This is a genomic window from Bacillus haimaensis (assembly GCF_048270625.1).
Taxonomy (GTDB): Bacteria; Bacillota; Bacilli; order Bacillales; family Bacillaceae_I; genus Sutcliffiella_A; species Sutcliffiella_A haimaensis.
This window is the reverse complement of sequence record NZ_CP158164.1, coordinates 3046350-3070821: the sequence shown is the minus strand read 5'-3', so window position 1 is coordinate 3070821 and position 24472 is coordinate 3046350. Positions and strand designations below refer to the sequence as shown.

The 24472-nt window shown below is 38.0% G+C and carries 29 protein-coding genes, 2 pseudogenes and 1 other annotated feature; of the genes and pseudogenes, 24 read left to right on the top strand and 7 right to left on the bottom strand.

Annotation, left to right across the window (positions count from 1 at the left end):
• Positions 1-52 precede the first annotated feature (52 nt).
• From ABN702_RS15680 to ABN702_RS15600, 17 genes are all read left to right on the top strand, one after another.
• Positions 53-928, top strand: a complete 876-nt coding sequence (locus tag ABN702_RS15680; protein ID WP_417897713.1) for a 5'-methylthioadenosine/S-adenosylhomocysteine nucleosidase — start codon at positions 53-55, stop codon at positions 926-928.
• 184 nt (positions 929-1112) lie between these two features.
• Positions 1113-1622, top strand: coding sequence for an RNA polymerase sigma factor (locus tag ABN702_RS15675; RefSeq protein WP_417897712.1), 510 nt, complete (start codon positions 1113-1115; stop codon positions 1620-1622).
• A gap of 218 nt (positions 1623-1840) precedes the next feature.
• Entirely contained in the window at positions 1841-2497 is a 657-nt protein-coding gene (locus tag ABN702_RS15670; RefSeq protein ID WP_417897711.1) for a hypothetical protein, read from the top strand.
• Positions 2498-2732: 235 nt separating this feature from the next.
• A complete protein-coding gene (locus tag ABN702_RS15665) occupies positions 2733-3086 on the top strand; it encodes a hypothetical protein (protein ID WP_417897710.1) in 354 nt (117 codons plus the stop codon).
• 23 nt (positions 3087-3109) lie between these two features.
• Positions 3110-3385, top strand: coding sequence for a hypothetical protein (locus ABN702_RS15660; RefSeq protein WP_417897709.1), 276 nt, complete (start codon positions 3110-3112; stop codon positions 3383-3385).
• Positions 3386-4213: 828 nt separating this feature from the next.
• On the top strand, positions 4214-4606 hold the full coding sequence (locus ABN702_RS15655) for a hypothetical protein (RefSeq protein ID WP_417897708.1): 393 nt from the start codon (positions 4214-4216) through the stop codon (positions 4604-4606).
• An 80-nt stretch (positions 4607-4686) separates the two neighbouring features.
• Entirely contained in the window at positions 4687-4824 is a 138-nt protein-coding gene (locus ABN702_RS15650; RefSeq protein ID WP_417897707.1) for a hypothetical protein, read from the top strand.
• Between the two features lie 204 nt (positions 4825-5028).
• Positions 5029-5610 (top strand): DUF4256 domain-containing protein, encoded by a 582-nt coding sequence (locus tag ABN702_RS15645; RefSeq protein ID WP_417897706.1) that lies wholly within the window; start codon positions 5029-5031, stop codon positions 5608-5610.
• Positions 5611-5859: 249 nt separating this feature from the next.
• Positions 5860-6204, top strand: coding sequence for a PadR family transcriptional regulator (locus ABN702_RS15640; protein WP_417897705.1), 345 nt, complete (start codon positions 5860-5862; stop codon positions 6202-6204).
• Positions 6201-6536 (top strand): DUF1048 domain-containing protein, encoded by a 336-nt coding sequence (locus tag ABN702_RS15635; protein ID WP_417897704.1) that lies wholly within the window; start codon positions 6201-6203, stop codon positions 6534-6536. The genes ABN702_RS15640 and ABN702_RS15635 overlap by 4 nt, the downstream gene beginning before the upstream one ends.
• A 44-nt stretch (positions 6537-6580) precedes the next feature.
• Positions 6581-6934, top strand: coding sequence for a DUF1048 domain-containing protein (locus tag ABN702_RS15630; RefSeq protein ID WP_417897703.1), 354 nt, complete (start codon positions 6581-6583; stop codon positions 6932-6934).
• Positions 6931-7266 carry a DUF1048 domain-containing protein gene (locus tag ABN702_RS15625; protein ID WP_417897702.1) on the top strand — a complete coding sequence of 112 codons (336 nt, stop codon included), beginning with the start codon at positions 6931-6933 and terminating at the stop codon, positions 7264-7266. Before ABN702_RS15630 ends, ABN702_RS15625 begins: the two co-directional genes overlap by 4 nt.
• 195 nt (positions 7267-7461) lie before the next feature.
• Positions 7462-8223, top strand: a complete 762-nt coding sequence (locus ABN702_RS15620) for an ABC transporter ATP-binding protein (RefSeq protein ID WP_417897701.1) — start codon at positions 7462-7464, stop codon at positions 8221-8223.
• Positions 8224-8973, top strand: a complete 750-nt coding sequence (locus tag ABN702_RS15615) for an ABC transporter permease (RefSeq protein WP_417897700.1) — start codon at positions 8224-8226, stop codon at positions 8971-8973.
• 242 nt (positions 8974-9215) lie between these two features.
• Positions 9216-10247: a S66 family peptidase gene (locus tag ABN702_RS15610; protein ID WP_417897699.1), complete on the top strand. Its 1032-nt coding sequence runs from the start codon at positions 9216-9218 to the stop codon at positions 10245-10247.
• Between the two features lie 23 nt (positions 10248-10270).
• Positions 10271-10705, top strand: coding sequence for an aminoglycoside 6'-N-acetyltransferase (gene aac(6') / locus ABN702_RS15605; protein ID WP_417897698.1), 435 nt, complete (start codon positions 10271-10273; stop codon positions 10703-10705).
• 28 nt (positions 10706-10733) lie between these two features.
• Positions 10734-11030 carry an antibiotic biosynthesis monooxygenase family protein gene (locus tag ABN702_RS15600; RefSeq protein WP_417897697.1) on the top strand — a complete coding sequence of 99 codons (297 nt, stop codon included), beginning with the start codon at positions 10734-10736 and terminating at the stop codon, positions 11028-11030.
• 130 nt (positions 11031-11160) lie between these two features.
• Here the strand turns inward: ABN702_RS15600 and ABN702_RS15595 are convergent, their stop codons facing one another.
• On the bottom strand, positions 11161-12165 hold the full coding sequence (locus ABN702_RS15595) for a DUF3231 family protein (protein WP_417897696.1): 1005 nt from the start codon (positions 12163-12165) through the stop codon (positions 11161-11163).
• A 142-nt stretch (positions 12166-12307) separates the two neighbouring features.
• Here ABN702_RS15595 and ABN702_RS15590 point away from each other — a divergent pair.
• Together ABN702_RS15590 and ABN702_RS15585 are read left to right on the top strand one after the other, a co-directional pair.
• A pseudogene (locus ABN702_RS15590) lies at positions 12308-12562 on the top strand (tetratricopeptide repeat protein); the annotation flags it as partial.
• A 506-nt stretch (positions 12563-13068) separates the two neighbouring features.
• Positions 13069-13395 carry a hypothetical protein gene (locus ABN702_RS15585; RefSeq protein ID WP_417897695.1) on the top strand — a complete coding sequence of 109 codons (327 nt, stop codon included), beginning with the start codon at positions 13069-13071 and terminating at the stop codon, positions 13393-13395.
• Positions 13396-13481: 86 nt separating this feature from the next.
• Here the strand turns inward: ABN702_RS15585 and ABN702_RS15580 are convergent, their stop codons facing one another.
• From ABN702_RS15580 to ABN702_RS15570, 3 genes and pseudogenes are all read right to left on the bottom strand, one after another.
• The gene (locus ABN702_RS15580; protein WP_417897694.1) at positions 13482-13997 is read right to left on the bottom strand and encodes a DUF3231 family protein; all 516 of its coding nucleotides are present in this window, start codon (positions 13995-13997) and stop codon (positions 13482-13484) included.
• A gap of 344 nt (positions 13998-14341) precedes the next feature.
• Entirely contained in the window at positions 14342-16030 is a 1689-nt protein-coding gene (locus ABN702_RS15575; RefSeq protein WP_417897693.1) for a glutamine--tRNA ligase/YqeY domain fusion protein, read from the bottom strand.
• A gap of 82 nt (positions 16031-16112) precedes the next feature.
• Positions 16113-16372 (bottom strand) — a binding site (T-box leader).
• A 255-nt stretch (positions 16373-16627) separates the two neighbouring features.
• Positions 16628-17583, bottom strand: a pseudogene (locus ABN702_RS15570) (nucleoside hydrolase).
• A 222-nt stretch (positions 17584-17805) separates the two neighbouring features.
• Here ABN702_RS15570 and ABN702_RS15565 point away from each other — a divergent pair.
• Entirely contained in the window at positions 17806-20976 is a 3171-nt protein-coding gene (locus ABN702_RS15565) for an ATP-binding cassette domain-containing protein (RefSeq protein ID WP_417897692.1), read from the top strand.
• A 9-nt stretch (positions 20977-20985) separates the two neighbouring features.
• Here ABN702_RS15565 and ABN702_RS15560 read toward each other — a convergent pair whose 3' ends face one another.
• The 3 genes from ABN702_RS15560 to ABN702_RS15550 form a co-directional block, all read right to left on the bottom strand.
• Positions 20986-21537 carry a DUF3231 family protein gene (locus ABN702_RS15560; protein WP_417897691.1) on the bottom strand — a complete coding sequence of 184 codons (552 nt, stop codon included), beginning with the start codon at positions 21535-21537 and terminating at the stop codon, positions 20986-20988.
• A gap of 65 nt (positions 21538-21602) precedes the next feature.
• The gene (locus tag ABN702_RS15555; protein WP_417897690.1) at positions 21603-22058 is read right to left on the bottom strand and encodes a hypothetical protein; all 456 of its coding nucleotides are present in this window, start codon (positions 22056-22058) and stop codon (positions 21603-21605) included.
• A 79-nt stretch (positions 22059-22137) separates the two neighbouring features.
• Positions 22138-22527 (bottom strand): hypothetical protein, encoded by a 390-nt coding sequence (locus ABN702_RS15550; protein ID WP_417897689.1) that lies wholly within the window; start codon positions 22525-22527, stop codon positions 22138-22140.
• Positions 22528-22728: 201 nt separating this feature from the next.
• Between ABN702_RS15550 and ABN702_RS15545 the strand changes: the two genes are divergently transcribed.
• The 4 genes from ABN702_RS15545 to ABN702_RS15530 all read left to right on the top strand — a co-directional run bounded on the left by ABN702_RS15545 (position 22729) and on the right by ABN702_RS15530 (position 24426).
• Entirely contained in the window at positions 22729-23277 is a 549-nt protein-coding gene (locus tag ABN702_RS15545) for a DUF402 domain-containing protein (protein ID WP_417900932.1), read from the top strand.
• A gap of 32 nt (positions 23278-23309) precedes the next feature.
• Positions 23310-23723, top strand: coding sequence for a hypothetical protein (locus tag ABN702_RS15540; protein WP_417897688.1), 414 nt, complete (start codon positions 23310-23312; stop codon positions 23721-23723).
• 10 nt (positions 23724-23733) lie between these two features.
• Positions 23734-23940, top strand: coding sequence for a PspC domain-containing protein (locus ABN702_RS15535; protein WP_417897687.1), 207 nt, complete (start codon positions 23734-23736; stop codon positions 23938-23940).
• Positions 23941-24081: 141 nt separating this feature from the next.
• The gene (locus ABN702_RS15530) at positions 24082-24426 is read left to right on the top strand and encodes a hypothetical protein (protein ID WP_417897686.1); all 345 of its coding nucleotides are present in this window, start codon (positions 24082-24084) and stop codon (positions 24424-24426) included.
• Positions 24427-24472 lie beyond the last annotated feature (46 nt).

Genomic DNA, 24472 nt, shown 5'->3' with positions numbered 1-24472 from the left:
CTTTTTCTTTTAACCAATGCAGCAAGAAAATACTACTTAGGAGAGATCACGTATGAAAAACATCATGGTAAAAAAATTCGTTTCATTAACCTTGATTGCGGTACTGTTAGTGTCCGTCTTTGCAGGCTGCAGTTCTACGACCCAGTCAGCAGGTAAGGAAAAGGAAGCGCAAAGACCGATCATGGTTCAAGGACCGATGCCGATTGAAGCAGAAAAATTTGCAGATAGACTAGAGAACGTGAAAGAAGAAAAATCAGGATCGTTTGTATTTTACATAGGGACTTTAGATGACTACCCGGTCATCGTTGCAAAAACCGGTAAAGGGATGGAAAATACTGCAGCAGCTACTGCAGTGGCTATTGAGAGATACAACCCGATTGCCATCATCAACCAAGGAACATCAGGCGGGCATGATCCGGATCTGAACGTATTTGATATTGTCTTAGGAGAAAGAACGACCAACCTAGGTTCATTAAAAACAGCGGATAAGGATGAAAACCAAGGGATTGATCCAACTGTATGGAAACCCATGGACTTAATGGCTTCTGAAGGAAGTGCTGGCGAAGACCCTAATGCCGAAAAGATTCGCTATTATGAGGGAGACAAAGAGTTGCTCGCAGCTGCCAATGCAGTAATAGATACATATACAGAGGGGAAAATCGTGCAGGGGACAATCGGTTCTGCAGATGTCTGGAATAATGAAGTAGATCGTATTAATTGGTTCCATGAAAAATACGGAACTTCCGTGGAAGAAATGGAAGGTGCCGCAGCAGCACAAATCGCCGGTGCGTATGATATCGCATTCTTAGGCATACGAGTACTATCCAATAACAAAGTCAACGGTGGAAAATACAACCCGGAAACAGCAGCAGCCAACCAAGGGTATGTGTATGAAGTGGTGAAAGAATACATCTCTACATTGCAATGATGTAGTTGAGAATATTAAATAAGAAAGTAATAGTTTGATAGATTTAGAATGAACTATTCTGGTGAAAAGGCCTCCATTTCTGTACGATGAAATGGGGGCCTTTTAGATGAAAATTTATCCTCCATGTGAAAGTATTCATAAAAACTAACGTCTAATAGGTATATGCGTTTACGGGGGAGAAGGAATGAGAGAAGAAAACGAGATAACAGATTGGTTCAGGGACTATCATAATGACATTTATAATTTCCTCATCTACTATACAGGCGGTATGGATGTGGAGGATCTTGTGCAAGAGACCTTCGTGAAGGCTGTAAGAAACATACATAAGTTTAAAGGGGATTCGAATCCAAGAACCTGGCTGATAAGCATTGCCAGGAATGTGGCGATTGACGAAAGCCGAAAGAGAAGGAAAGAAGAGACGAAAAGAAATCGTCTTCTGCAATTCAGTCTTTCAGCAAAGGGATCGGATTCGCCAGAGGAAATTGTGGGATTAAGCGAGACGAAGGCGGAACTCTATGTAGCGATAAGGACATTAAAGCAAAGCTATTATGATGTACTCATGTTCCGAGGAATCAACGAGTTGTCTGTGCAAGAGACTGCCCAAGCATTGAAGTGGAGCGAAAGTAAAGTGAATCTCAGCTATCATAGGGCTTTAAAAGCGCTCGAGAAAAAGATGGGAGGGCGAAAAATATGAAGGATTCCAGACTCCATGAGGAACTTCAATCTTTTCCAAAAAATCATCGGTTAAATGAAGAAAGCCTAAGCAAAATCTCTGGAAGCATTGATAAGGCATTGGCAGAGAGACAGGCGAAATTCCAAAAGGGTTCACGGTTTAATAAAAAAGTAATCGCAGCCGGATTACTAACTATGACTTTGGCAGCAATCCTAATTTGGAGCATTGGCGGTCAAGATATGAACATTCAAAAGCAAGCTGGAAACCATAGTGATAAGGTACAAACAATTGAGAAGAAGGAAAATGTGAACATTCAGGAAGAGATTGATCCTGAGGGTATCTATTCGGTCTCTCAGAGCGAGAACTTGTGGGCATGGAATCCTAGAGAACCAAGGATTATACTTATGAATGTGGAAGGGGCATCTGTTGTACATTTAAAAGTTCAATCCATCGGGGAGGCTGAAATACTTCCTAAATATGAAAATTTCTATACCTATATGCCCTACACTCCATTGGAAGTCGAAATAGGAGAAACCGTCTATGGCAGTGCTTTATTCGGGAAAAAGAAAATCTACATCCAGGGCGGGGATATAAGAATATCTAACTTGTTGAATTCTTGGGTTGGGAATGAATATGAAGGTTTAGAAAAAATGGGCCTAACCAAACTGTCAAAAGAAGAACAGGAAACCAAATTTATTTCTTATACATCTGAATACGATTATAAGATGGAGCCTGGAAAAGAATACGCGGTAATTCTAGCGAAACAGCCAGCAGAGGATGAAATCTACACAGTCATTGAACGTGGATATGGGATCTTTGAAATAGAAGAGACGGAACAAGGGGAAAAAATATATAGAAATGTAATAACTGGAAAAACTTTAAAGTTGGATTTTTGAATGAGAATAGTCAAAGGCAATCTATGGAGGATCAATCAGATTTTATGAGATAAACAGGTTCATATAGGAAAAGCAGCAAAACAACAGGTGAAATGGTATGAGATTTCATCTGTTGTTTTGCTGCTTTTTTATGGAGAGGAAATTGTAGCGCTGGCATTGGAATAATTATGTTAATATTTAAATATATGGTATTAAAATAAATGCCAGTTATTTTAGAGAAATAAGGAGGGGCAATTTGAAATTTCTTAAATGGGTAATACCATCAATCGTATTAATTATTGCAGTCTGGTATGCAATTGATTTATTTAGATATAGTGATTTTGACGAAAAGAAAATGATATCTGAAGTTAATGGAGAAACACTGGTATTATCTGAAATCAGAATTGATCCAGAAGCCTCATATAAGAATTTAGAGGTAGAAATTACAAGTGAAATTAAAATAACAGGACTAGGTCTGAAAGCTCTCTTTGTAAATAACGTTGATGATTTAAAACATGGTCAAAAGGTAAAAGTATGGTACAGCACGAACGCTGACAATGAGAAAACAGCTGAGAAAGTTGTAGTATATAGCTTATTTAATTTTCATTAATCACCAGGAGTAATAACATTATCGTGGGTGGCTATTTAGTTAAGAAGTGGGCTGATTGTTTAGGAAGGAATGGTGAAACAATGTTAGATAGAATTAAAGATTTACCTGAAAAGGTGGCATTTACAATTGGCTTAAGTTTAATATTACTTGTTCCATTAGTTCTATTTTTGATGTCATTATTATTCCCACTAGGATATTGGACAGAGATGATAATAAGTCTTGTCGCTATTTTATTATCTACCTTTTTTGTACTAAGTGCGGCTGATAAAAGACATTCAAGAATTGGAAAGAAAAAGTAAGATAGATTATTGAGAAAACCGCATCGTTTATCATCGGATGATACCCTCACTCAGTTCAAAGCGGGATAGTGAGGGAATCAAATGCATCGGATGATACCCTCACTCAGTTCAAAGCGGGATAGTGAGGGAATCAAAAGCATCGAATGATACCTTCACTCAGTTCAAAGCGGGATAGTGAGGGAATCAAAAGCATCGGATGATACCTTCACTCGGGTCAAAGCGGGATAGTGAGGGAATCAAAAGCATCGGATGGTACCTTAACTCGGGTCAAAACAGGATAGAGAGGGAATCAAAAGCATCGGATGGTACCTTCACTCGGGTCAAAACAGGATAGAGAGGGAATCAAAAGCATCGGATGATACCCTCACTCAGTTCAAAGCGGGATAGTGAGGGAATCAAAAGCATCGAATGATACCCTCACTGAGGTCAAAGCGGGATAGTGAGGGAATCAAAAGCATCGAATGATACCCTCACTGAGGTCAAAGCGGGATAGTGAGGGAATCAAAAGCAACGGATGATACCCTCACTCGGGTCAAAACAGGATAGTGAGGGAATCCATTATCAATAACACTAATTTTAATGGCACTATCAGCTATCTATGATGTCACGAGTCCAAAAGTAGGTCCAATAGGTAATGATGCTAATATCCCGACTACTTTTTGGATACAAAGTACATATATATTAGCGGAATATCCTTCTTATCTTTGAGTATTTTTATATGGTTTTTTGAAAAAAAGTAATGACTTTTTTTAGAAATGTATGAATAACTAAAACCTTGGGGTGATCGAGCTGATTATTAGAAAAATATTAGTCGCCAGTGCTACATGCTTGATAGCATTTTTTGCACTCTCCCTATGGGGTGGGCTAGATTTTAGTCTTTTTGCCTTCATGTACTTACTACCAGTTGTTTATTTAATTGGATTGCCTGTATCAGTCATATCTGACAATATTCTAAAAAGGCTTGATGGTGTTATGAGAGGCTTATTAGCTTTGTTTATCCATCAAACCTTTGCTGCAATTTTCATTCTAACTCCAACTTTACTTGGTTGGAAATGGGATATTCTGAGTCTGGATATTCAAGAAGTATTCAATAATTTCTTTTTCATTTCGGCCATATTCACTTCTTCACTTTTTTGGTTATTAGATGAGATTCTTAGAGGTAGATTAATGCAGGAAAAATGCCGTCTGGCCTTAAAGAAAGTTGGAGGTTTAAGAATCTGACTTTATTTTGTGTTTTTTGGTAGTCATACCGTATACTGGAGCTTTTCCGGAACAAAAAACTATAGATGGGAGAGGTTTTTATGGCATATTTCTTCATCGCATTTGTGGTGCTTGCCATCGGATTTTCGATAATTAAACCAGTGAAAAAGAGAAAATTACCAAGTAACCACTATACTCCCTTTGACGAAATAGCAATAGGTAAATCGGATAAAGATTAGTGTTATCGAGATAAATATGAAGATTACTTGTTATTCAACAAAGGATATATTAACTTTTATATAGAAATTAACTTTTAGAAAGAATTTTAATCGAGAATGTTTAAGTAGAATAATTTATAGCGAACGGATGAAATCAGGAATAAACTAATAGACAGTTGTACATAAATCATAAAGTGGAAAATGAATATACCAGGGGGAACTAAGATGACAAAGCTAAATAATGTCAGCAATAAAAAGGAGTTGTCACAAGAACAAAGTGACGACTTACTCAGAGTATTGAAAGCCCGTTTTGAGAAAAACATGAACCGCCATGAAGGTCTTGAGTGGGAAAACATCCAAGCAAAGTTGAGTGCCAATGCTGAAAAAATGTGGTCGCTCCATGAAATGGAAGTAACCGGTGGTGAGCCGGATGTTATCGGGTTTGATCAAGAGAAGGATGAATACATGTTTTGTGACTGTTCAGTGGAAAGTCCTAAAGGTCGCAGAAGTGTTTGTTACGACCGCGAAGCACTGGAGGCTAGAAAAAAACATAAACCTGAAAATAGCGCAATTGATATGGCAGCTGCCATGGGCATTGAACTACTTACGGAAGAACAATATCGAGCGTTACAGGAGCTTGGAAATTTCGATATGAAAACGTCGAGTTGGGTGCAAACTCCAGCTGATATTAGGAAGCTCGGCGGTGCACTTTTTTGCGATTATCGTTTTGGTCACGTTTTCGTGTATCACAATGGAGCAGATTCCTATTATGCTGCCAGGGGGTTCCGTGGCTCGTTGATGGTCTAGATTTTGCACGGACAAGTAAATTTATATTTAGAACGAAACGTTCATTTCGTTCTTGAACTTTGGGGCGCTTTTCTGCAATTAAGAAAAGCGTCTTCTTCATGAATTTGAGTAAAGTAGTGTATTGACAAGTGACGCTATTCTGCATTACTATATACTAGTAATAAGTAATACTAAATATCTGTATCACAAGGTACCTGTGTTACAGAGTACTGAAAAAAATAAAGTGAAATATAAATGAGGTAGGTAAATTTGGAAAATATTACGGAAATGCTGAAAGGTGTGCTTGAGGGTTGTGTGCTTGAGATCATCAGCCGCGGCGAAACTTACGGCTATGAAATCACGCAACAGCTTCGGGAACTTGGCTTCACTGATGTGGTTGAAGGGACAGTTTACACAATTACCATGAGGCTTGAGAAAAACAATCTGGTGGACATCGAGAAAAAGCCATCCACTATGGGACCGCCGAGAAAATTTTACACACTCAACGCGGCAGGACAAGAGCAACTTGAAATTTTTTGGAGAAAATGGGAATTTGTTTCAAGCAAAATTAACGAACTCAAATCTAAAATAAAATCAAAAGGAGAAGTAATATGATGAGTATTTTAGAAAAAATCTTTGGGAATTTTAGTGAAAAGAAAGCATGGCGTGAAATGGAAAACCGCGCAAAAACCTTACCTGAAGACTACTACAAGGCCTACAAAGCGATGCAAAAATATCTCTGGAACACTGGTGGCGTGATGGATTGGCAAGAAACGAAATTCGTCTTTAATCACATCATCGACCTCCTTGAAGAAGCAGCAGCCGATGGTAAGCGCGTTAAAGAAGTTACTGGCAACGACGTAGCAGCATTCTGTGATGATCTCGTCATTGATGCAAAATCGTGGGTTGATAAGCAACGTCAAAAACTCAACGATGCGATTAAATAATAGAACTTTGCAGAACTGCTTTGTATCTTAAAGGAGGAACTACAATGACCTTTTTAGAAAAAATAACCGGTAGCGATATGACTAAAGAAATGAAAGGGTTTGAAACACGAGCAAAAATCTTGCCAGCTGAATATCAAATTACTTGGAAAGAAATTACAAGTAATCTTTGGATTCACGGAGATTTCACCGGCCGTAATCTGCTGCCGATTTTTGAAAGTGTTCTTGAACTGCTTGAAGTTACATCAGCAGATGCTCAGAGCGTTGAAGAAGTACTAGGAGATGATATCGAAGGCTTCTGTGCAGCGCTTGTTGGTGACGATGGCGCAAAAACTTATCGAGATAAATGGCGTGATCAACTCAACAAGAACGTAGCAAGAAAATTAGGAGGACAAAAATGAGTATCAAAAAAATCATACAAGGTAAAAAAGAATGGAGAGCCCATGTTTCGCGTGTCAAAGCGCTTCCACAAGATTACCAAATTGTCTATAAAGAGATCCAAAAATATCTCTTCAAAGTAGGTCCTGTTGAGCTAAACGAAGGTATCGGACTGCTCTCGGAAATTATAAGCTTCTTTGAAGAAGGTGCAGCAGCTGGCAAAGGTGTACTTGAAGTCACAGGAACAGACGTTGCTGCTTTCTGCGATGCGCTGATTGAAGATTCAAAAACTTACGCAGATCTCTACCAAGAATCGGTCAATCAAAAAGTCGATAAGGCTATGAAAAATGAATAGCATGAAGTGATTGAAAATAAGTAAATTCAATAGAAAATTCCGACTGAATAGCTGGTTACAACTATAAATGTGCCACCCATACCATTCAGTAAATTTTTTTAATACGGTAGTAAGTAATACAGATTATCAGTCAGACTAAGTAGAGGGGTAAAGGAACCTAGCGCCTTGTTGCGCATTTTATAAGGGGGAAAAAGTATGAACAATGCAGCGATTTCTGTAAAAGGTTTGAAGAAATCTTTTAAAGACAAGGGAGTATTAAAAGGGGTGGACTTTGAGGTGCGGCGTGGCGAAATCTTCGCACTGTTAGGTTCAAATGGAGCGGGGAAGACGACGATTGTCAACATCCTCTCCACACTGATGAAGCCTGATGGCGGTGAAGTAGGTATTTGCGGCTTTGACGTCCAGCTTCAAGCGGACCAAGTTCGCCAGAGCATTAGCCTGACAGGGCAGTTTGCAGCATTAGACGGCATGCTCACCGGGCGGGAAAACCTGTTGATGGTCGCCAAGTTGCGTGGAGTTTCCAATCCTGCTCAAGTAGCCGACAATCTGCTAGCAAAATTCAGTCTGACCGATGCGGCCGACAGCAGGGCCGACAAGTATTCCGGAGGGATGAAGCGCCGTCTTGACATCGCCATGAGCCTGATCGGGACCCCAGCAGTCATTTTTCTCGACGAACCTACGACAGGGCTTGACCCCGAAGCGCGGATTGAAGTCTGGGATACCGTAAAGGAGCTTGCCAGTGGCGGCACGACCATCCTGCTGACGACCCAGTACCTAGAGGAGGCCGAACAACTAGCGGACCGAATCGCCATCCTGCATGACGGTAAAATCATTAAGACCGGTACCCTTGCCGAACTCAAGGAGATGTTCCCGCCAGCAAAAGTGGAGTACATCGAAAAGCATCCGACATTGGAAGAAATTTTCCTCGCAATCATCGGCAAAAAGGAGGAGAAGTAAATGAAAAATAAAACAGGGGTATTACTAGGGCGTTTAATGCGTAACATCATGCGAAGTCCGGATACGATTATCACGGTGGCGATTACGCCGATTATGATGATGTTGCTGTTTGTCTACGTATTTGGCGGTGCCATAGAGACAGGTACGGACAACTACGTTAACTATTTATTGCCGGGAATCTTGCTGATGGCAATCGCATCCGGCGTCGCTTACACTTCCTTGCGGTTGTTCACGGATGTAAAGAGCGGGCTGATGGCGCGTTTCATTACCATGCCCATCAAGCGCTCGTCGGTATTATGGGCTCACGTGTTAACCTCGCTTATTTCCAATGCGCTTACTGTTATTGTGGTTATCCTAGTCGCGCTCTTGATGGGCTTCCGTTCTGGGGCGGATATCCTGGATTGGATCGTGGTAGCTGGGATACTAGGGCTGTTTACGCTAGCGCTGACATGGCTAGCTGTTATTCCAGGATTGACAGCGGGGTCGATGGAAGGGGCAACTGCATACTCGTATCCGCTGATTTTCCTTCCGTTCATCAGTTCAGCTTTTGTCCCTACCGAAACCATGCCTAAAATCGTCCGTGCGTTCGCTGAGAACCAGCCCGTGACTTCAATCGTGAATGCGATTCGTGCCCTCTTGTATGAAGGATCTGTGGGCAACGATATCTGGACCGCGCTTGCCTGGTGCGTCGGGATCATGGTCATCGCCTACGTCTTCGCCAATAAAGCTTTTAAACGTCAGTTAGGGTAAGATTTAGGAATGTTTGAAATTTGTGAAAGGCGTGTATTAGCTGTCTGAAAATCCAACAACCCTGTAATATGGGTTGTTGGATTTTTTTCAAGGAGTCAATTTTTTGTACAACAATTATTAACTTGGAAAAATAGCGATTAAGAAAAAGGACAGTATTTCCGAATAATAGCAGGTAATTTGATGATTATATAGAAATTAAACCCATACGTAGAAAACCGAGTTATATAAGGGTGGTAGTTAATATGCTAGTAAAGCCGAAAAAATTGCAGCCAGGAGATATTGTTGCGACAGTAAGTCCTTCATGGGGAGGGGCAGGCGATCCAGAAATTGGATGGCGTTTTGAGCAAGGTGTTAAGAGATTAGAAGAAGTTTTCGTTCTTAAGGTTGTCCCAATGCCAAATAGCTTGAAAGGTGGAGACTATCTTTATCAGAATCCCCAAGCTCGTGCGGAAGATTTGATGACTGCATTTAAGGATGAGCGTATAAAAGGGATCATTGCAAATATAGGTGGGGAAGATAGTATTCGCTTACTTCCCTATATAGATTTTGATGTCATCCGTGAAAACCCGAAAATTTTTATGGGTTACTCTGATGTGACCGTTTCGCATTTATTTTGTCATAAAGCAGGAATTTCTTCTTTTTACGGTCCAGCAATTTTAACCGATTTTGCTGAAAACGTGGAGATGGATCCTTATACAATTGAAATGGTGAATCGAACGCTCTTTTCAAATGAGATTATTGGTGAAATCCAGCCGGCTAAAGAATGGACGAGTGAGCGATTAGAATGGATAGAAGAGAATAAGAACCGACGACGTACAATGAGAAAAAACTTAGGGTACGAGGTACTACAAGGCGCAGGTGTAGCACAAGGACATTTGATTGGTGGTTGCATTGAAGTACTTGAATTTGCAAAAGGAACGGAACTTTGGCCTGAGAAAAATTATTGGGAGAATAGCATTCTTTTCTTTGAAACATCTGAAGAAAAGCCAGAACCAGCGTTTATAAAATATTGGTTACGTAATTATGCAGCACAAGGGATTCTTCAAAAGACAAAGGGAATCATTTTTGGTAAACCACAAGATGAGAAGTATTACGACGAGTATAAAGAAGAAATCCAAAGGGTCATGAAGGAATATGATTTGGAGGATTTGCCGATTCTTTATAACTTGAATTTCGGTCATACCGAACCGAAATTTATTTTGCCATATGGCGCAATGGCAGAAATTAATTGTGAAAAGGGGACTTTCACGATTTTAGAAAGTGGAGTGGAATAATTTTTTTAGAGTGGAGGTTCTATATGCTAAAAGAGGCGACATTAGAGGAAGTACAAGAAGCTGCTCACCTTGCTTTACTGCTTTGGCCAGATCACACATTAGAGGAATTTTTACAAGAAATAGCGAAACTTATTGCACAGCCTGACGCAACGGTTGTTTTAGCCTATCATGACAGTGAAGCAATTGGGTTTGCACAATGCCAGCTGCGATATGATTATGTAGAAGGGACAAGTTCAAGTCCGGTAGGATATTTAGAAGGAATTTACGTAAAAGAAGCCTTTCGTAAACAAGGCGTTGCTAATAAACTAGTTAATGCTTGTGAGAATTGGGCTAAGAAAAAAGGTTGTCAAGAGTTTGCTAGTGACTGTGAATTAGAAAATGAAGAAAGCTTGGCCATGCATCTTAAATTGGGATTCAGTGAAGCAAATCGTATTATTTGTTTTAAAAAGGTGTTATAAGACGTAAGTATATTGAGGGGGAGCTTTTATGATATTAGAAGCTGTCATGCTTCAAGTAAAAAAAGGTATGGAACAGGAATATGAAGAAGCTTTTCGTAAGGCATCTAAAATTATTTCATCGATGAAGGGCTATATATCCCACGAACTACAGCGTTGCATGGAAGCAGAGGGGAAGTATTTATTATTAGTGAGTTGGGAAACTTTAGAAGATCATACAGTTGGATTTAGACAATCAAACGAATATCAAGAATGGAAAAATCAACTTCATCATTTTTATTACCCATTCCCGACAGTTGAACACTTTCAAAAAGTTGATCTTTCGTAAAAGTATTACTTAACAAACGGTTGGCTTAAGTTGAGCATCTTGAAGAAGTAAATAACTACTATATGTAGGAAATATCCATTAAATTAAGAACCTAAGTTAAAATATCCCCCTCACCAAAGAGGGGGATATCTTATTTATCTTGTGCAAGTTCTTTTCTATTGGGAGCAAGTGGTGGCTGTTCTAACCACTTGTTTTTAACCATAATATCAAACCAGTTTTTGGTAATTGACAAAGTTTTTAGAATTGCTTTTTCATAAGCTAAAGCAAGGTCTGTCCGCATGGATCCTGCTAGACCTGCCCCGTAATATACTTGTGCAGTTTGAGTCAAGAAACCCATATGATACAACATTAATTTATCTGAAAAAGGTGAGTCTGTTGACGTTGTAACCTCTGATTCCCACGACATTGGAACTGGCAAATTATCTTTGTGCATAATATTTGAAAGGGTTTGTAAGTTTTCATCTGATGCTTTTTCTAATTCCTCAAAAAATTTCCTTACTTCTTTCGATACAGTGACTTGACTGAATCCGATTGAAAGTGCTTTTGCCATAATGCCCTTTTTAATGTTTAGAGAAATACTGATTATTTCTGTAGCAGTTAAAAGTCTCCCTTTTCCGAAGAATCCATCAGTAAAATCCTTGGTAGTAATAATTTCAGGGCTCTCATTAGGATAGAAATAGGGATCTCTTTGGAATTTTCCTTTATTAAGCAATAACTCAATGGTTAAATCGTACATACTTTTTGCATCATTAACACATGAATTGTAAAATTCCCGTAAGTCCTTTCTGACAGATACACTTAAAGCAGTTGTATGACCCAACAAACCATGAATAGTCATAATATGTAAATAGTTTAAACAAAATGTGTCAGAAAACAATCTCTCTGCACCTTTATTAAGGTCGGACTCAGTAAATCCAATGGGAACTGGAAATCCTTCTTTCTCAATAAAAGAAACAAGCTGCTTTTTTTGCTTTTCCCATGTCTCAATGGCTATTTCAAAAACTTTCTTTATTGATTCGTCTTCCAAAATAGAAATCATATACCTATTTACTATCTCGGCCATTGTTCCATTTACATACTCCCCCCATAGTGTTCCTATTTCGGAAGATGTAAGTTTTAAATTATCAATTTCCACTTGTTTTCACCTCTTCCATATTTTTTGCTAATGCAAAAATATATATTCATTTCTTTGGACTTAAAACTTTTTTGATGATAAAAGATGAGCAGTTGCTTGTTGAACGGGGGGTGCTTTTCATGAAATTATGCTATGAATGTAAGTAGGAAGCACATATAGATCATTAGGAGAATATGAAAAGTCAAAGAATACATTTCAGCGTGGGATGGAAGCATTTCCGAATAATAGAGCAATCCAAGTGTTCTATTCCATGACCTTATATAATATGAAAGAGCATAGCAGTGCAATGGAGATTCTTCTGAAATGCTTGATAGACACCACATCAGACAATGAAATATTGAGATACAAAAGAGCGATTGAATTCTATTCCGATAGATTGAATGAGACTTGGGAATAGCATAAAAGGGAATGAAACGGGATGGATTTTTTTTTTATGTCACTATCGGATTAATTATTCTGTTCTTTATTATTATGCACGCTGTTCGTGCTGGAATTGATACCTCACAGAATATGAAGGCTCTTCGTTCTGAACTTGAGGGGATTAAAAGAAAGCTTATAGAAATTGATCGGAAGAACAATAACTAGAAGGAAATTGAGGGATATATGTGAAAAGAGTATCAAAAATTATTATATTTATCTCCATATTAATAATTGTTTTAAGTCTAATTCCAGTAATATTTATTCTACCCTTTAAAGGATGGCTATCATTTCAATCTTACCTTTCTTATATAATGTTTGAAGATTCACTAAGATGGGGCTGGCAGATAGGGACCCTAGTATTAGTCGCTACTTCCATATTCCTATACAAGCAAAAGCAAAAATCTAATTAAATCGCGGTCCCTTATTCGCCTTTGCTTTATTAAAGGTTCAGCCAGGATTGTCGAATACGAAAAGGAGGATACAATGACAAATAGAGTGAAAAAAGAAATTTTCCTACTTTCATTATTATTAATAGTTGCCTTGGTTCTCCTATCAATATGGTATATAACAAAACCAGATCATTACGGTATTGTCGGAGCATTAGAAGAGAGTAAATTTATCTTATACCCCTTAAAAGTAGACCCTGAAGAGGAAGCCTATACTCCAGAAATTCATTTTTCAGAGGACACAAAAGTTAGTGGGAAAATAAGCACTATTTTTGATTTGAAAGAAAATCAAGAGGTTAAAGTATGGATAGAAACAGTTGACGGGCAGCACTTTGCCAAAAAGATTGTGGTTACTAATGAATAGACTTGTTCAAAAAGGGAATGCCTAACAACGAGTATAAATAGCAAAGTACAAAACAAAAGAGACCCAGATGAGGTCCCTTTTAATATTTATTCACAGTGTTCATTCTTGTTTTTATGCAGCGGAGGTGGGATAAGCCATCCCTTTTCCTTATTCAACCTTAAAGCTTTTGCTCCCAGTTGGGCTTTTTGCATATGAAATTGACCAAACATCATTGCAATATCTTCACGAATACATTGCCCCATAACTGCGCTACAGGCTACCAATCCAGCAGCAACATTTGCAGATAATGCTGCTGCAATTGCAGGATCAGGCATACGAGCTCCTGTTGGAATATCATCTAAGCATGCATGTGGTGGTTCAGGAGGAGTTGGTGGTAAGCCAATTCCATTTTCCTTTAGAAGTGTTTCCACCTGTTTGATTTCTTCCTGTCCACTTTCTATGCTGTCTTTCAAAAGTTTCTTTAGATCTTCATCTCCTGCATGATTTAATTGCATTTGATAACCCGCTATTGTACTTTTCGCCGTTAGCAAGTAGTTCCAAGTTCCAAATACTTCACCATAATGCATTGGCTCATCTTTTGGATTTCCGCTTAATATACCCATGACCATCCTCCTAATAATATTCATAATGCGTCACCCCTCTAGTTTGTACGCACAAAAATATCCTCCCCTAGGCAATTTAGAAAGATGTATCTAATTTATGAAATTTAATTAAATTTTTAAGCGGGTATTGTTTTTCTTACAAAAGGTCAGTATTGCAGACGAAGGAATTAAGATGAAATAGTGCCACTTCAAATTATATTACTCATTCCTGATCTAAGTAGAAGGAGTATATAATATTTAATATTATAAAAAAAACTTTAACTGAAAAATAAAGTAAACGCAGGAAGTCATGTGTTTCCTGCGTTTTCATTTCCACATATGTTACTAAATTGTTTGTTACTTGATCATTTTTTCCCTTGTTTCCCTTTCCAGGGGTCTTTCAATGAGACAATTCTATTGAAGATTAACTTTTTATCCGTTGAGTGTTTATCCAAACAAAAGTACCCGTGTCGCAAAAATTGATATCTATCTTCGATTTTTGCGTTTTTAATCCAAGATTCAATTCTACAATTTTTTAGAACTACTTTAGAATTTGGATTGATTTTTTGCTCCCATGTTTTTTCTGTATCCTTTACAATGTCTTCATCTTCAAACAGTTTTTCGAAAAGATGAACTTCAACTGTTTCACTATTTAATGCGGAAACCCAATGAATAGTCCCCTTAACTTTTCTTTCAGAAAACCCCGTCCCGCTTTTGGTTTTTGGATCATAGGTACATCTTAATTCAAGTATTCCTCCTGTAGCATCATCTTTTATCACTTCATTACATTTAATAAAATAGGCACCTTTTAATCGGACTTCGGAATGTAAAGATAATCTTTTGAATCCTTTTGTTGGCACTTCCATAAAGTCCTCTTTTTCAATATATAGTTCTTTTGAAAAGAGAACTTCTCTATTGCCTAACTCTTTGTTTTCTGTATTATTTTCAATTGATAGAAGTTCGGTCTTGTCTTCAGGATAATTGGTTATCGTAACCTTTAAAGGGTTCAATGCAGCCATCACACTATTCACTTTTGTTTTTAACTCGTTCCTAAGAGTACTTTCAAGCATTGCAATATCAACAATACTTTGATGTTTTATAAAACCGATGTCATTTATAAAAGTTCTTATGCTCTCGGGAGTAAACCCTCTTCGCCTTAGGCCGCTTATAGTAGGTAGTCTGGGGTCATCCCATCCATCTACGACATTTCCTGTTACCAATTCCCTCAAATACCGTTTACTTGTCAATACACCGGTTATATTAACTCTTCCAAACTCTCTTTGTTTTGGAGGTTGACTTATTTCTAGTTCTGTTAATACCCATTCGTATAACGGTCGATGGTCTTTGAATTCTATAGAGCATAATGAGTGCGTAACACCTTCAATAGCATCTTGTATAGGGTGGGCAAAATCATACATTGGATATATGCACCATTGATTACCCGTTCTATAATGGCTTGCGTGGATAATTCTAAAAAGAATCGGATCTCTTAAATTCATGTTTGGGGAAGCCATATCAATTTTTGCTCGTAACACCATTGAACCAGTTGGAAAATCACCATTTTTCATCCTCAAAAATAAATCTAGGTTCTCCTCAACTGCTCTGTCTCTAAACGGACTATTTTTACCAGGCTCTGTTAGAGTCCCGCGATATTCCTTGATTTGTACTTGTGATAATTCACAAACGTAAGCTTTTCCGGATTTAATTAAGCTGATTGCTACATTAAATATCTCATTTGAATAGTCCGAACCATAAAATATCCGATTACCAGGAGAATAGCCAAGCCAATTAATGTCTTCAATAATGGAGTCAACATATTCGCTTTCTTCTTTTAAAGGATTCGTATCGTCAAAGCGAAGGTTGAAATCTCCATTGAACTTTTGAGCAATCCTATAGTTCATATTGATGGCATAGGCACTTCCAATATGGAGATAGCCATTAGGCTCGGGAGGAAACCTTGTGCAAATCGTTCTGCTGAATGAACCATTTTTTATATCTTCATCAACAATTTTTTCCAAATTGTTACTGACAACTTCTATTTTCTTCTCGTTCATTTTAATCCCTCCACTGATTATTAAAATCATGCACAAAGCTTTTATCCAATAAAAAAAATCCCACCCCCAAGACTTAATTAGTCTTGGGGACGAGATTTTATATCCGTGGTACCACCCCAGTTTGTTAATATGTTGCCATATTAACCTCATCAGGTACGGTATTAATCCAATACTTATACCCTAGCTCTATAACAGGAGCACCTGTCACACTATCCCTTAAAAGATAAGTTCCAGTGTGAATGCTCAGAGCCTTGGTTCAATAAAAAATTCTTACCCCTTTTCAGCATCCGGAGCTCTCTGCAAAGAATTAATTTTATCTACTCTTCTCATCATCGCAATTACAATTCTTGGTTATTAAATTATCAAATATTTTATCAATGTATTAAACAAATGTAAAGATACTTCCCGCAAAAATTTTAGAAGGAGCATAAGGTCCCTTTTTTAGGAAAAATCTTGTGAAAATAAAGTTTTATGAAATAATTGGTATTAGGTAACCGAGGGTTATTTTTTCGGATGTGATTTTTATTGATATTGCCGCAATTCCAGAACAGGTATTGGGAAAGTTCTTTTTTATGGATGAAGGTTTTTCCATTCTTCTTACGGCTTGTCATTACACCCTTCACCTTTTCTTTGCAACATTACATCAAAGAAATTCTCTACAAACTTTTCATAATGCAGCTTGACAGCAATCCTTGTTTTTCCTTTTTTACTTGTTGGCCTCAGATCGATATAGGAAAGTCCCTTAGCTTCAACTGTTCCGTCGATTACTTTGGCATCATAATAAATATATACCAGGATGGAAGGGTCGTCTACTGCCATAACCGTCAGGAGATAATGAATAGGTGCGCCTTGAATGCCTGGGACAAGCTTTTGATAAGCCTTATAATAATATTCAAAAATAGGAGTAAGTAAAAATTCAAATGGAGAATCGGACGCTTGAATCAAGTATTCGATCATATCAGAGGTTAACAATGCGTTTTGGGTAACGTTTAGTGGTGTGATAGTTAAATTATTGACAACTTTTAGAATATAGTTACTGGAGGTAGGGTCACCATAGAAATTCGCTTCTGCTAATGCTGTGACATTTCCAGGAATGAAGAAAGCTCCGCCCATAATATAAAAGGCTTTAACTTTTTTAAACTCTTCGTTATAGAGAATTAATGCTGTTGCTAAGCTTGTAGATCTCCCGGTATCAACAATGATAAGTTCATTCTGATATTGATTAAGTATACGTTTAATTGTGTCAAAGGGATAAATGGAGTATTTCATATCCCTTGGAGGACGAATAGGACCTATCCCTTCTGCTCCGTGGATTTCAGGATAATACATCATGTCTTCCTGCTGTACAGGGTTAGAGGCCCCCGGGATTATTGGAATATGTGTTTGATTGGCAATCTGAAGCAAAAATAGGCATTTGCTGTTGCTTGATTTTTAGTGACGTTCCCATAGCTCGTTACAATCCCAACAAGTTCAATATTGGGATTTAATAATGCATATATAATAGCTAAGGAGTCATCGATGCCTGGATCTCCAAATAATAATACTTTTTTCATCCACCAAACCGCCCCTTACAATATGAGTGTATTTTCAAACTAGCTATGACTTTGTTTTAGTAAGAATGTATTATACTTATTCAAAAAAAATGTTTATTAGCCAAAAATGGGTATTTGGACAGTGCGGGGATTTATCAATAAAAAAATTACGACAAATTAATTTGAAGTTGTGCTAATATGGCAATACTAGATTTAGAGAGAAGAGAGTGGAGAGGATATCCGATGAAAATAAATCAATTAATTGCCAATAATATTAACCGATTGAATGCTGTCTTGCCGGAAGATCAATCTTTAGGAATTGCTGGTTTGTCAGGATCTGGGAAAACAACTTTTTGTCAAACGATTGGTGAAGAGTCCAAGAAGCGGCTTGTATCCTTATTGCCAAAGGCTGAATATCAGTATTTATTCTCGAATATAATGGAAACGAATTTCAGTGCCATCAAGATGGAAGAAATGCCGTTAGTCCTTTTTCTTGGAAGATCATCGATTTCATCCAATCCACGTTCCACAATTGGCACACATACCGGCGTTTTCAAAGAGATCCGCGAGAGGCTTGCTGAAAAGTTTAATCTTTCTCCGGAGGTTTTCTCCTTTAATAATGCTCTGGGATGGTGTACGGATTGTAAAGGGCGCGGAACTACCAAGAACGTCGAATGTAAAAAGTGTGGGGGCAGGCGGTTTAATCCGGAGGTTGAGCAATATAAGATAGAGTTAAAGAATCAAGCACATAGTATCTCCGATATCAACGATTTAAGTGTTGAATCGATTCTTTCCCTTTCAGAGGAATTACATATCAGTGAAGCAAAACAGCATATTCTCCAAAATATCATCAATATGAATATTGGTTACTTACATTTAAATCGCATCATGGGTACATTGTCAGGTGGGGAGTTAACAAGACTCTACTTGGCGGAATTCATGGCAACAAGTGAAAATACCGTGATCATTATTGATGAAATCTCTGTGGGCCTTGATCATCAAACACTATTGAAAATTTTAGAACAGATTAAGCAGCTGGGCTATAAAAATCAAATCTGGCTCATTGATCATTCTGATACGGTTCTCGACTTAACCGATGAGCAATTGTTCTTCGGACCTGGCAGCGGGAAATACGGCGGAAGAATTGTGGAAGAATCACCACGTCCTGAACCGATCCTTGGGGAACGTAATCAGGAAATACCAACAGAATACTATCAATTCCAGAATCTTTATTGCCGTAATATTCAAATGGCTGAAATTCAGATACCGAAAAATAGACTTGTCACTTTTACGGGTGAGAGTGGCTGTGGGAAATCGACCCTTGTCAATGAGTGTATCGCCAAGGATTTCCTGAAGCGCTATCCAAAAGATAAACTTGTTATCGTAGGACAGGATCGAAACCAATCGATTACAAGTCGGTCGACCGTTGCGACTTTTCTTGATATTAAAAGGAAGCTTACAAAATATAGCGAAGATATTGATGATATTTTTCAGCGTTCGATTGAAGATATCATTGAGGAGCTGCCTAATGAAGATATCGCACATAAACGATTGAGCTTATTGATCAAGCTTGGACTGGGTTACTTGACGTTGGAAAGAAAGACTCAAACATTATCGACTGGTGAATTCCAGTGTGTGCATTTAGTGTCGGAGCTGTTTGCCAACTCACGAAATCCACATACGCTGTTTATTTTTGATGAGCCTTCAAAAGGTTTATCACAAAATATATTAAACCAATTTATTGATAGTGTCAGAGGGATTCTGCAGGATGAATCGGTCTCTATCATGATGATCGAACATAATGCCTATATGCTAGAAAACTCTGACTTCATCGTTGATTTTGGTGAAAGGCAGCTTGCACCTGTAGAGCATCTTGATGTTGTCAGTCATGATGATTATTATCGTCTTCAAAATAGAGAAGATAGTGCTAATCCGTCGCCTATTACTTCCACACTCAAGGTGCAAAATGGCATTACCTACTTAGAAGAAAACCATATCGACTATTTCAAAAAAGCAGAGAACATCTATAAGGGTGGTATCTTAAAAAGCTTATCATCCATGGCCCGGTTGATATATGGAGAATACGAATCTGAAACCATCGCACCGGTCATTGCCATTGATCTTGAAAGACATTTATATAGCCAATATAGTTTCCTCTATGAAATTGGTGGCCTGATCAACCACATTGTAGCAGCGCATCCAACCAATAAAGATACGGGAAGCTTCGATTTCTATTATCAGGAAAACCATTGCCCATGCTGCTCCGGCCGACGGGTGATTGAAAAATTTAATATTGATGTTGTTATTCAGGACAAAACCGTTCCGTTCTGGGATGGCCTTTTGCATCCAGATGTGATGGAAGTACTGAAATATTATCAATATCCAAAATTGCAATTCCTTTTTGATGAGATAAAGAATGAGCTCGGTCACGATCTTGGTAAAAGCTACAATGAGATGACAGATGCAGAAAAGCAAACCTTTTTGTATGGATATTGGGAAAAGTCATTCTATGATAAAGCAGGCAAGGCTTCGAGAACATGGGAAGGCTTTAATATCATCATCGGGCGTTATATGTTCATTTCGAAATCCATCATTAAAGAGCATATGAAAGAGTCAAAAGAGATAATCACGTGTCCGATCTGCCAAGGAACCGTGCTAAACCATCATAAAAAGCTAAAATTTGGCGACAAGGATATTCGGGAGATCATTCATCAGCCGCTTGATCAAGTGATGCAGACAGTAGGGAAACTACCGGAACTGGAAAAATTGAAAGCCATCGTTGGCGGTGAGATGACTTTGACGGAAGATGTCTCCCTGTTGCCTAGGGAAACACAGGTCGCGTTGAAAATGCTTGAACTAGATCTGGCAAGCTTCGCCAATTATGAAATGGTATTACAAAACGTCCTACCATTCTGGGGCAGCATTAGCGGAAATATTGAATCCATCTGTGTCCATAATCGAATTACCATCTGTGATTTTTCCAATATCACCGAAAAAAGAGACACCATCATTGATAAGTATTTCACCAATGGTAAATACAAAAAATTGACCTATGTGTATGAAGCGTTCGGCTACAAAAAGATTGTCACCCAAATCAATAAGATCAAAGCAAGTCATCTATGTCCATTCTGTAAAGGGAAGAAAGTGATTTCAGAAGATAATCTCCATGATGGCGTATTTAAATTAACCATTCCATGTGTAAGTTGTTATGCAAGTGGCATCAATGATGAAGGTCGTAAGGAGACTGTCGATGGCATAGATGTCCAAACATGGCTTACTGGCAAAGTAAGTGATGTAGTGGAGAAAAGTGTTAGGATTGAGGCTGTTGCGGATATTCCAATTTTCAATCGTATCCGTGAGTTAAATAAACGGGATATGATGGCTGTTTATCAGTGCCTGGAGCAAAATAATTAAGCCCATCGTCTATTGCGAATTAGGATTGCCAGGAGGATTGTATCTTGGGGGTACTCTTAACCAACCTCTTTCTTTCATCAAATTTTTTAAAGGTGCTGCAAACTTCATTAATTCAATTTGCATTTCAAAAAAAATCAGTCCCACGTCAGTCCTAACCGTTTTGGACATCGCCTGAGCACAAAAGGTAATAGAGGCTGCAACTTTCACAGCAATTAGATTCGCTATTTCATCATCATTTAACTTTACCCCTTCAGGAACTGAAATCGGATCAGATATAGGTTTGGTCGGATTAACTAAAGGCAGGGGAACACCTTCTTTTAACAAGAATTTCTCCACTAGTTTAGTATCACTTTTACTACCCTCAAAAGCATTCATAAGGACATGCCTTAATTCAGGATCAGTTGTTGTGTTCAAAGCAACCTGGTAAAGTGTCTGTGCCTCGTGGAAGGCTGTAAAAGCGGTCCACAGGTCCATAACTTCGCCCACGTGAAGCAATGGCTTCGGTTCTTTATCGACAAAATTCTTGAAAATCGCAGCTAAACTCTCAATCGCTCTAGTCATATTCCACCTCAGCATGTTTTCTTTAGTAAATTCCCATATTCTACTAAAGATATACGCTTCCGATATTAATGTATAGGTTTATGGTCAGCAACCAGAAGTTGGTAAAGTTCATCAAATATCAACGACTGATTCTCCGTCAATTTGTAAGTGTTTCTTTCAACAACCAAGTATCCTTGATCGTTTATTTCTAAGATTTGATTTTTAAAGTCTTCCCCATAGAAAACGACCATGGATAAATATCTTCCGTCGTTTGCAATGTTTTTATATCCAGGAATTCTTGTGTATTTGGAGTAATTGAAATTTCCTAAGATTTTTTTGATCTCTTCGGGTTCATCCAACTCTACCTCATATATCATTATAGATTCCTCTTTATAAAATCCGAAATGAATTTTATCGATATTATCCAATTGGATTATCACTTGATCAGCCTTTAGTGGAAACTTAAAATAACCGATTGTACCAGTTAGAATAATCCCAATTATACTTATAACTACCAAGTTCCTCTTAGAAATTATTTTCATAGGCAATCCCCTTTGAAGTATCTTTTTTACTGGTTTTCCAGATGTTTCTGAACAAAATGTGTGTTAAAAGAAGGTACAACTAAAATGCCTCTTCAAAAAAAGCTGCAACGTCTTCAGGAACTTCCACTACGTTATGAATTAAATATTCTTCCGTTTTAGTATCATAGACTAATTGAACCAAGAGCGGCTTGCCATTTTCATATGTCACTAATGTCATTGTAGTGACTGACGACCCGTTAGTTTGGATCTGTTTAATCAAATCAAATCTCTCTTGTATAAATTCTTGATCGTTTCCCTCTGCAAATAATTCTTCAAATTCTTTTGAAGAACCTTCACTTGATTCCGCTAGGAAATCCATCATAAAAGCAGTTCTATGCGGACTGTCTGTATTGGATACCTCAGTATCATCCTTACATCCCGATAGAAAAGTCATTAAAAGTAACAAAGAAACAAACCATATTTTTTTCAAATTCATCTCCTTCAAGTACTGACATGATTATATTCCATTTATTTTAATAATAACTTAGTTGTCAGAAAATTTGTAATTAATGTTATAATAGCTTAATAATGGAAAAACAGAATTTAAATATCAGTTAAGGATAAGGTGATAAAGAAGGCTCTGTTTATGTTTGATTCTCAAATCCCGAGTAAGAGGATAATGGTTGGGAGGATGGATGTGCTAAAGAGAAAATACGGAAACAGGTCGGACTGGAAAAGGATTCTAGAGCGGAGGTATGCTAAAAAGTATTTAGAGAGCTGCGATTTTACAGGGTACGTTACTTTGTTACATACATTGAAAGTTACCGAGCCATTATTCGTTTCGTACGGTGAGAAAAAGTTATGCATTGTGGATGACGGGTACATGTGGCTTCAGCAATTTCCGTTGAAAGAAAACCACTCAGTCACTACCATGTACGACAAATGCGGTAATGTGGTGCAATGGTATATCGATATTTGTCTGGAGAATGGTATGGAAAACGGCATTCCCTATATGGATGATCTATATCTGGACATTGTTGTGCTCCCTTCAGGGGAAGTGATCGAGAAAGATGCGGATGAGTTGGAGCAGGCTTTTCTTACAGGAGTCATTGATAAAACTCTTTACGATATGGCTTGGGATGAGGCAGTGCGACTTATTAGGCGAATAGATACTAAGAAATTCGGATTGCTTGATCTTTCGAAATCTCATAAGGAACTTTTGACCAATGAAATAAATTAGTAGAAAGAACCACGACCCATAGGGGGAAGAAAATGAAAAATAGTAGTTTCATTAGTCTATTATTCATAATTTGTTGTTTATCTTTAATTGCATGTTCTACCGATAATAAAGTAGCACCAAGTTTGACTGAAAATATAGAGACGTTAACTATATATAAAATGGTTAGTTTTTCAGAGGTTGAAGGGAACTCCTTAATGGAGATTACAAATCCAGAGGATATTAAAACTCTTGAAGAGGCATTTAGAAGTGCTGTTAAGCAAGATGGCACCGCTGATATGTCAGACCCGGAATACAAAATTGACTTTGGAGAAGATGTCTATTATCTCTGGATATCAGAGTCGTCAGGGACAATCATGAACTTAGTCGATACACATACAACCTATACTCTCTCGGAACAATCTGCTCAAAGTGTTTTTGAGTTAGTTGAAAGAAGCTATAACGAATAATTACTGGACGATGAGGAGGAGAACATTGAATAAAAACAAATTAAGAAAATCAGCCAAAGATCGATCATTGTTTGGAGTCTGTGGTGGAATTGCAGAGTTTTGCGGAATCTCTTCCCTAAGCATTAGACTTATCTTTCTTTTAACACTGCCAATTTCTTTTATCATCTATATCATTCTAGTTAATGCTGTACCGGATAATCCGCCGTCTTTGTATTGAAGTGATATGAAACCTTTTTGATATAGGAGTGTCAAAATATATGATAACCAGTCCCATGACGAGAAAGCTTTGAATGGGTATATTGGAATGAAAAAAGATATGGGAAGAATTCTTCAAAACATTTAAGGGGGAATAAGAAGTATGTTCATTTTTGGATGCTTAGTTTTAGTGATTGCTTCCATACTATTGTTTAAAAGGTTTGGTGTGAAAAACTCCTTCTCAAAAGGAGTGGCTTTGGCAATTGCCCTTTCCATTCTAGCTGTTATTGCTCTTGCGCAAAATTATACGCAAAGTCTTATTCCGGAAGCGAATGACGGATTGGGGATATCCAATAGCTTGGCCTATTGGATAATCGGCGAAGAGCGGTGGTCGAATGAGATGTTCCGATCGTTTTTTGAGCAGTCCACTTATCTTACTTTGGCACTCATAGTAGCTTATCCACTTGTTCTTGCAGCGGAAGCACGAAAAGGACGGAAAATAGCTTAATTTGAAAGAGGACAATTGCCGATTAGGGTGATTGTCTATATCTGTT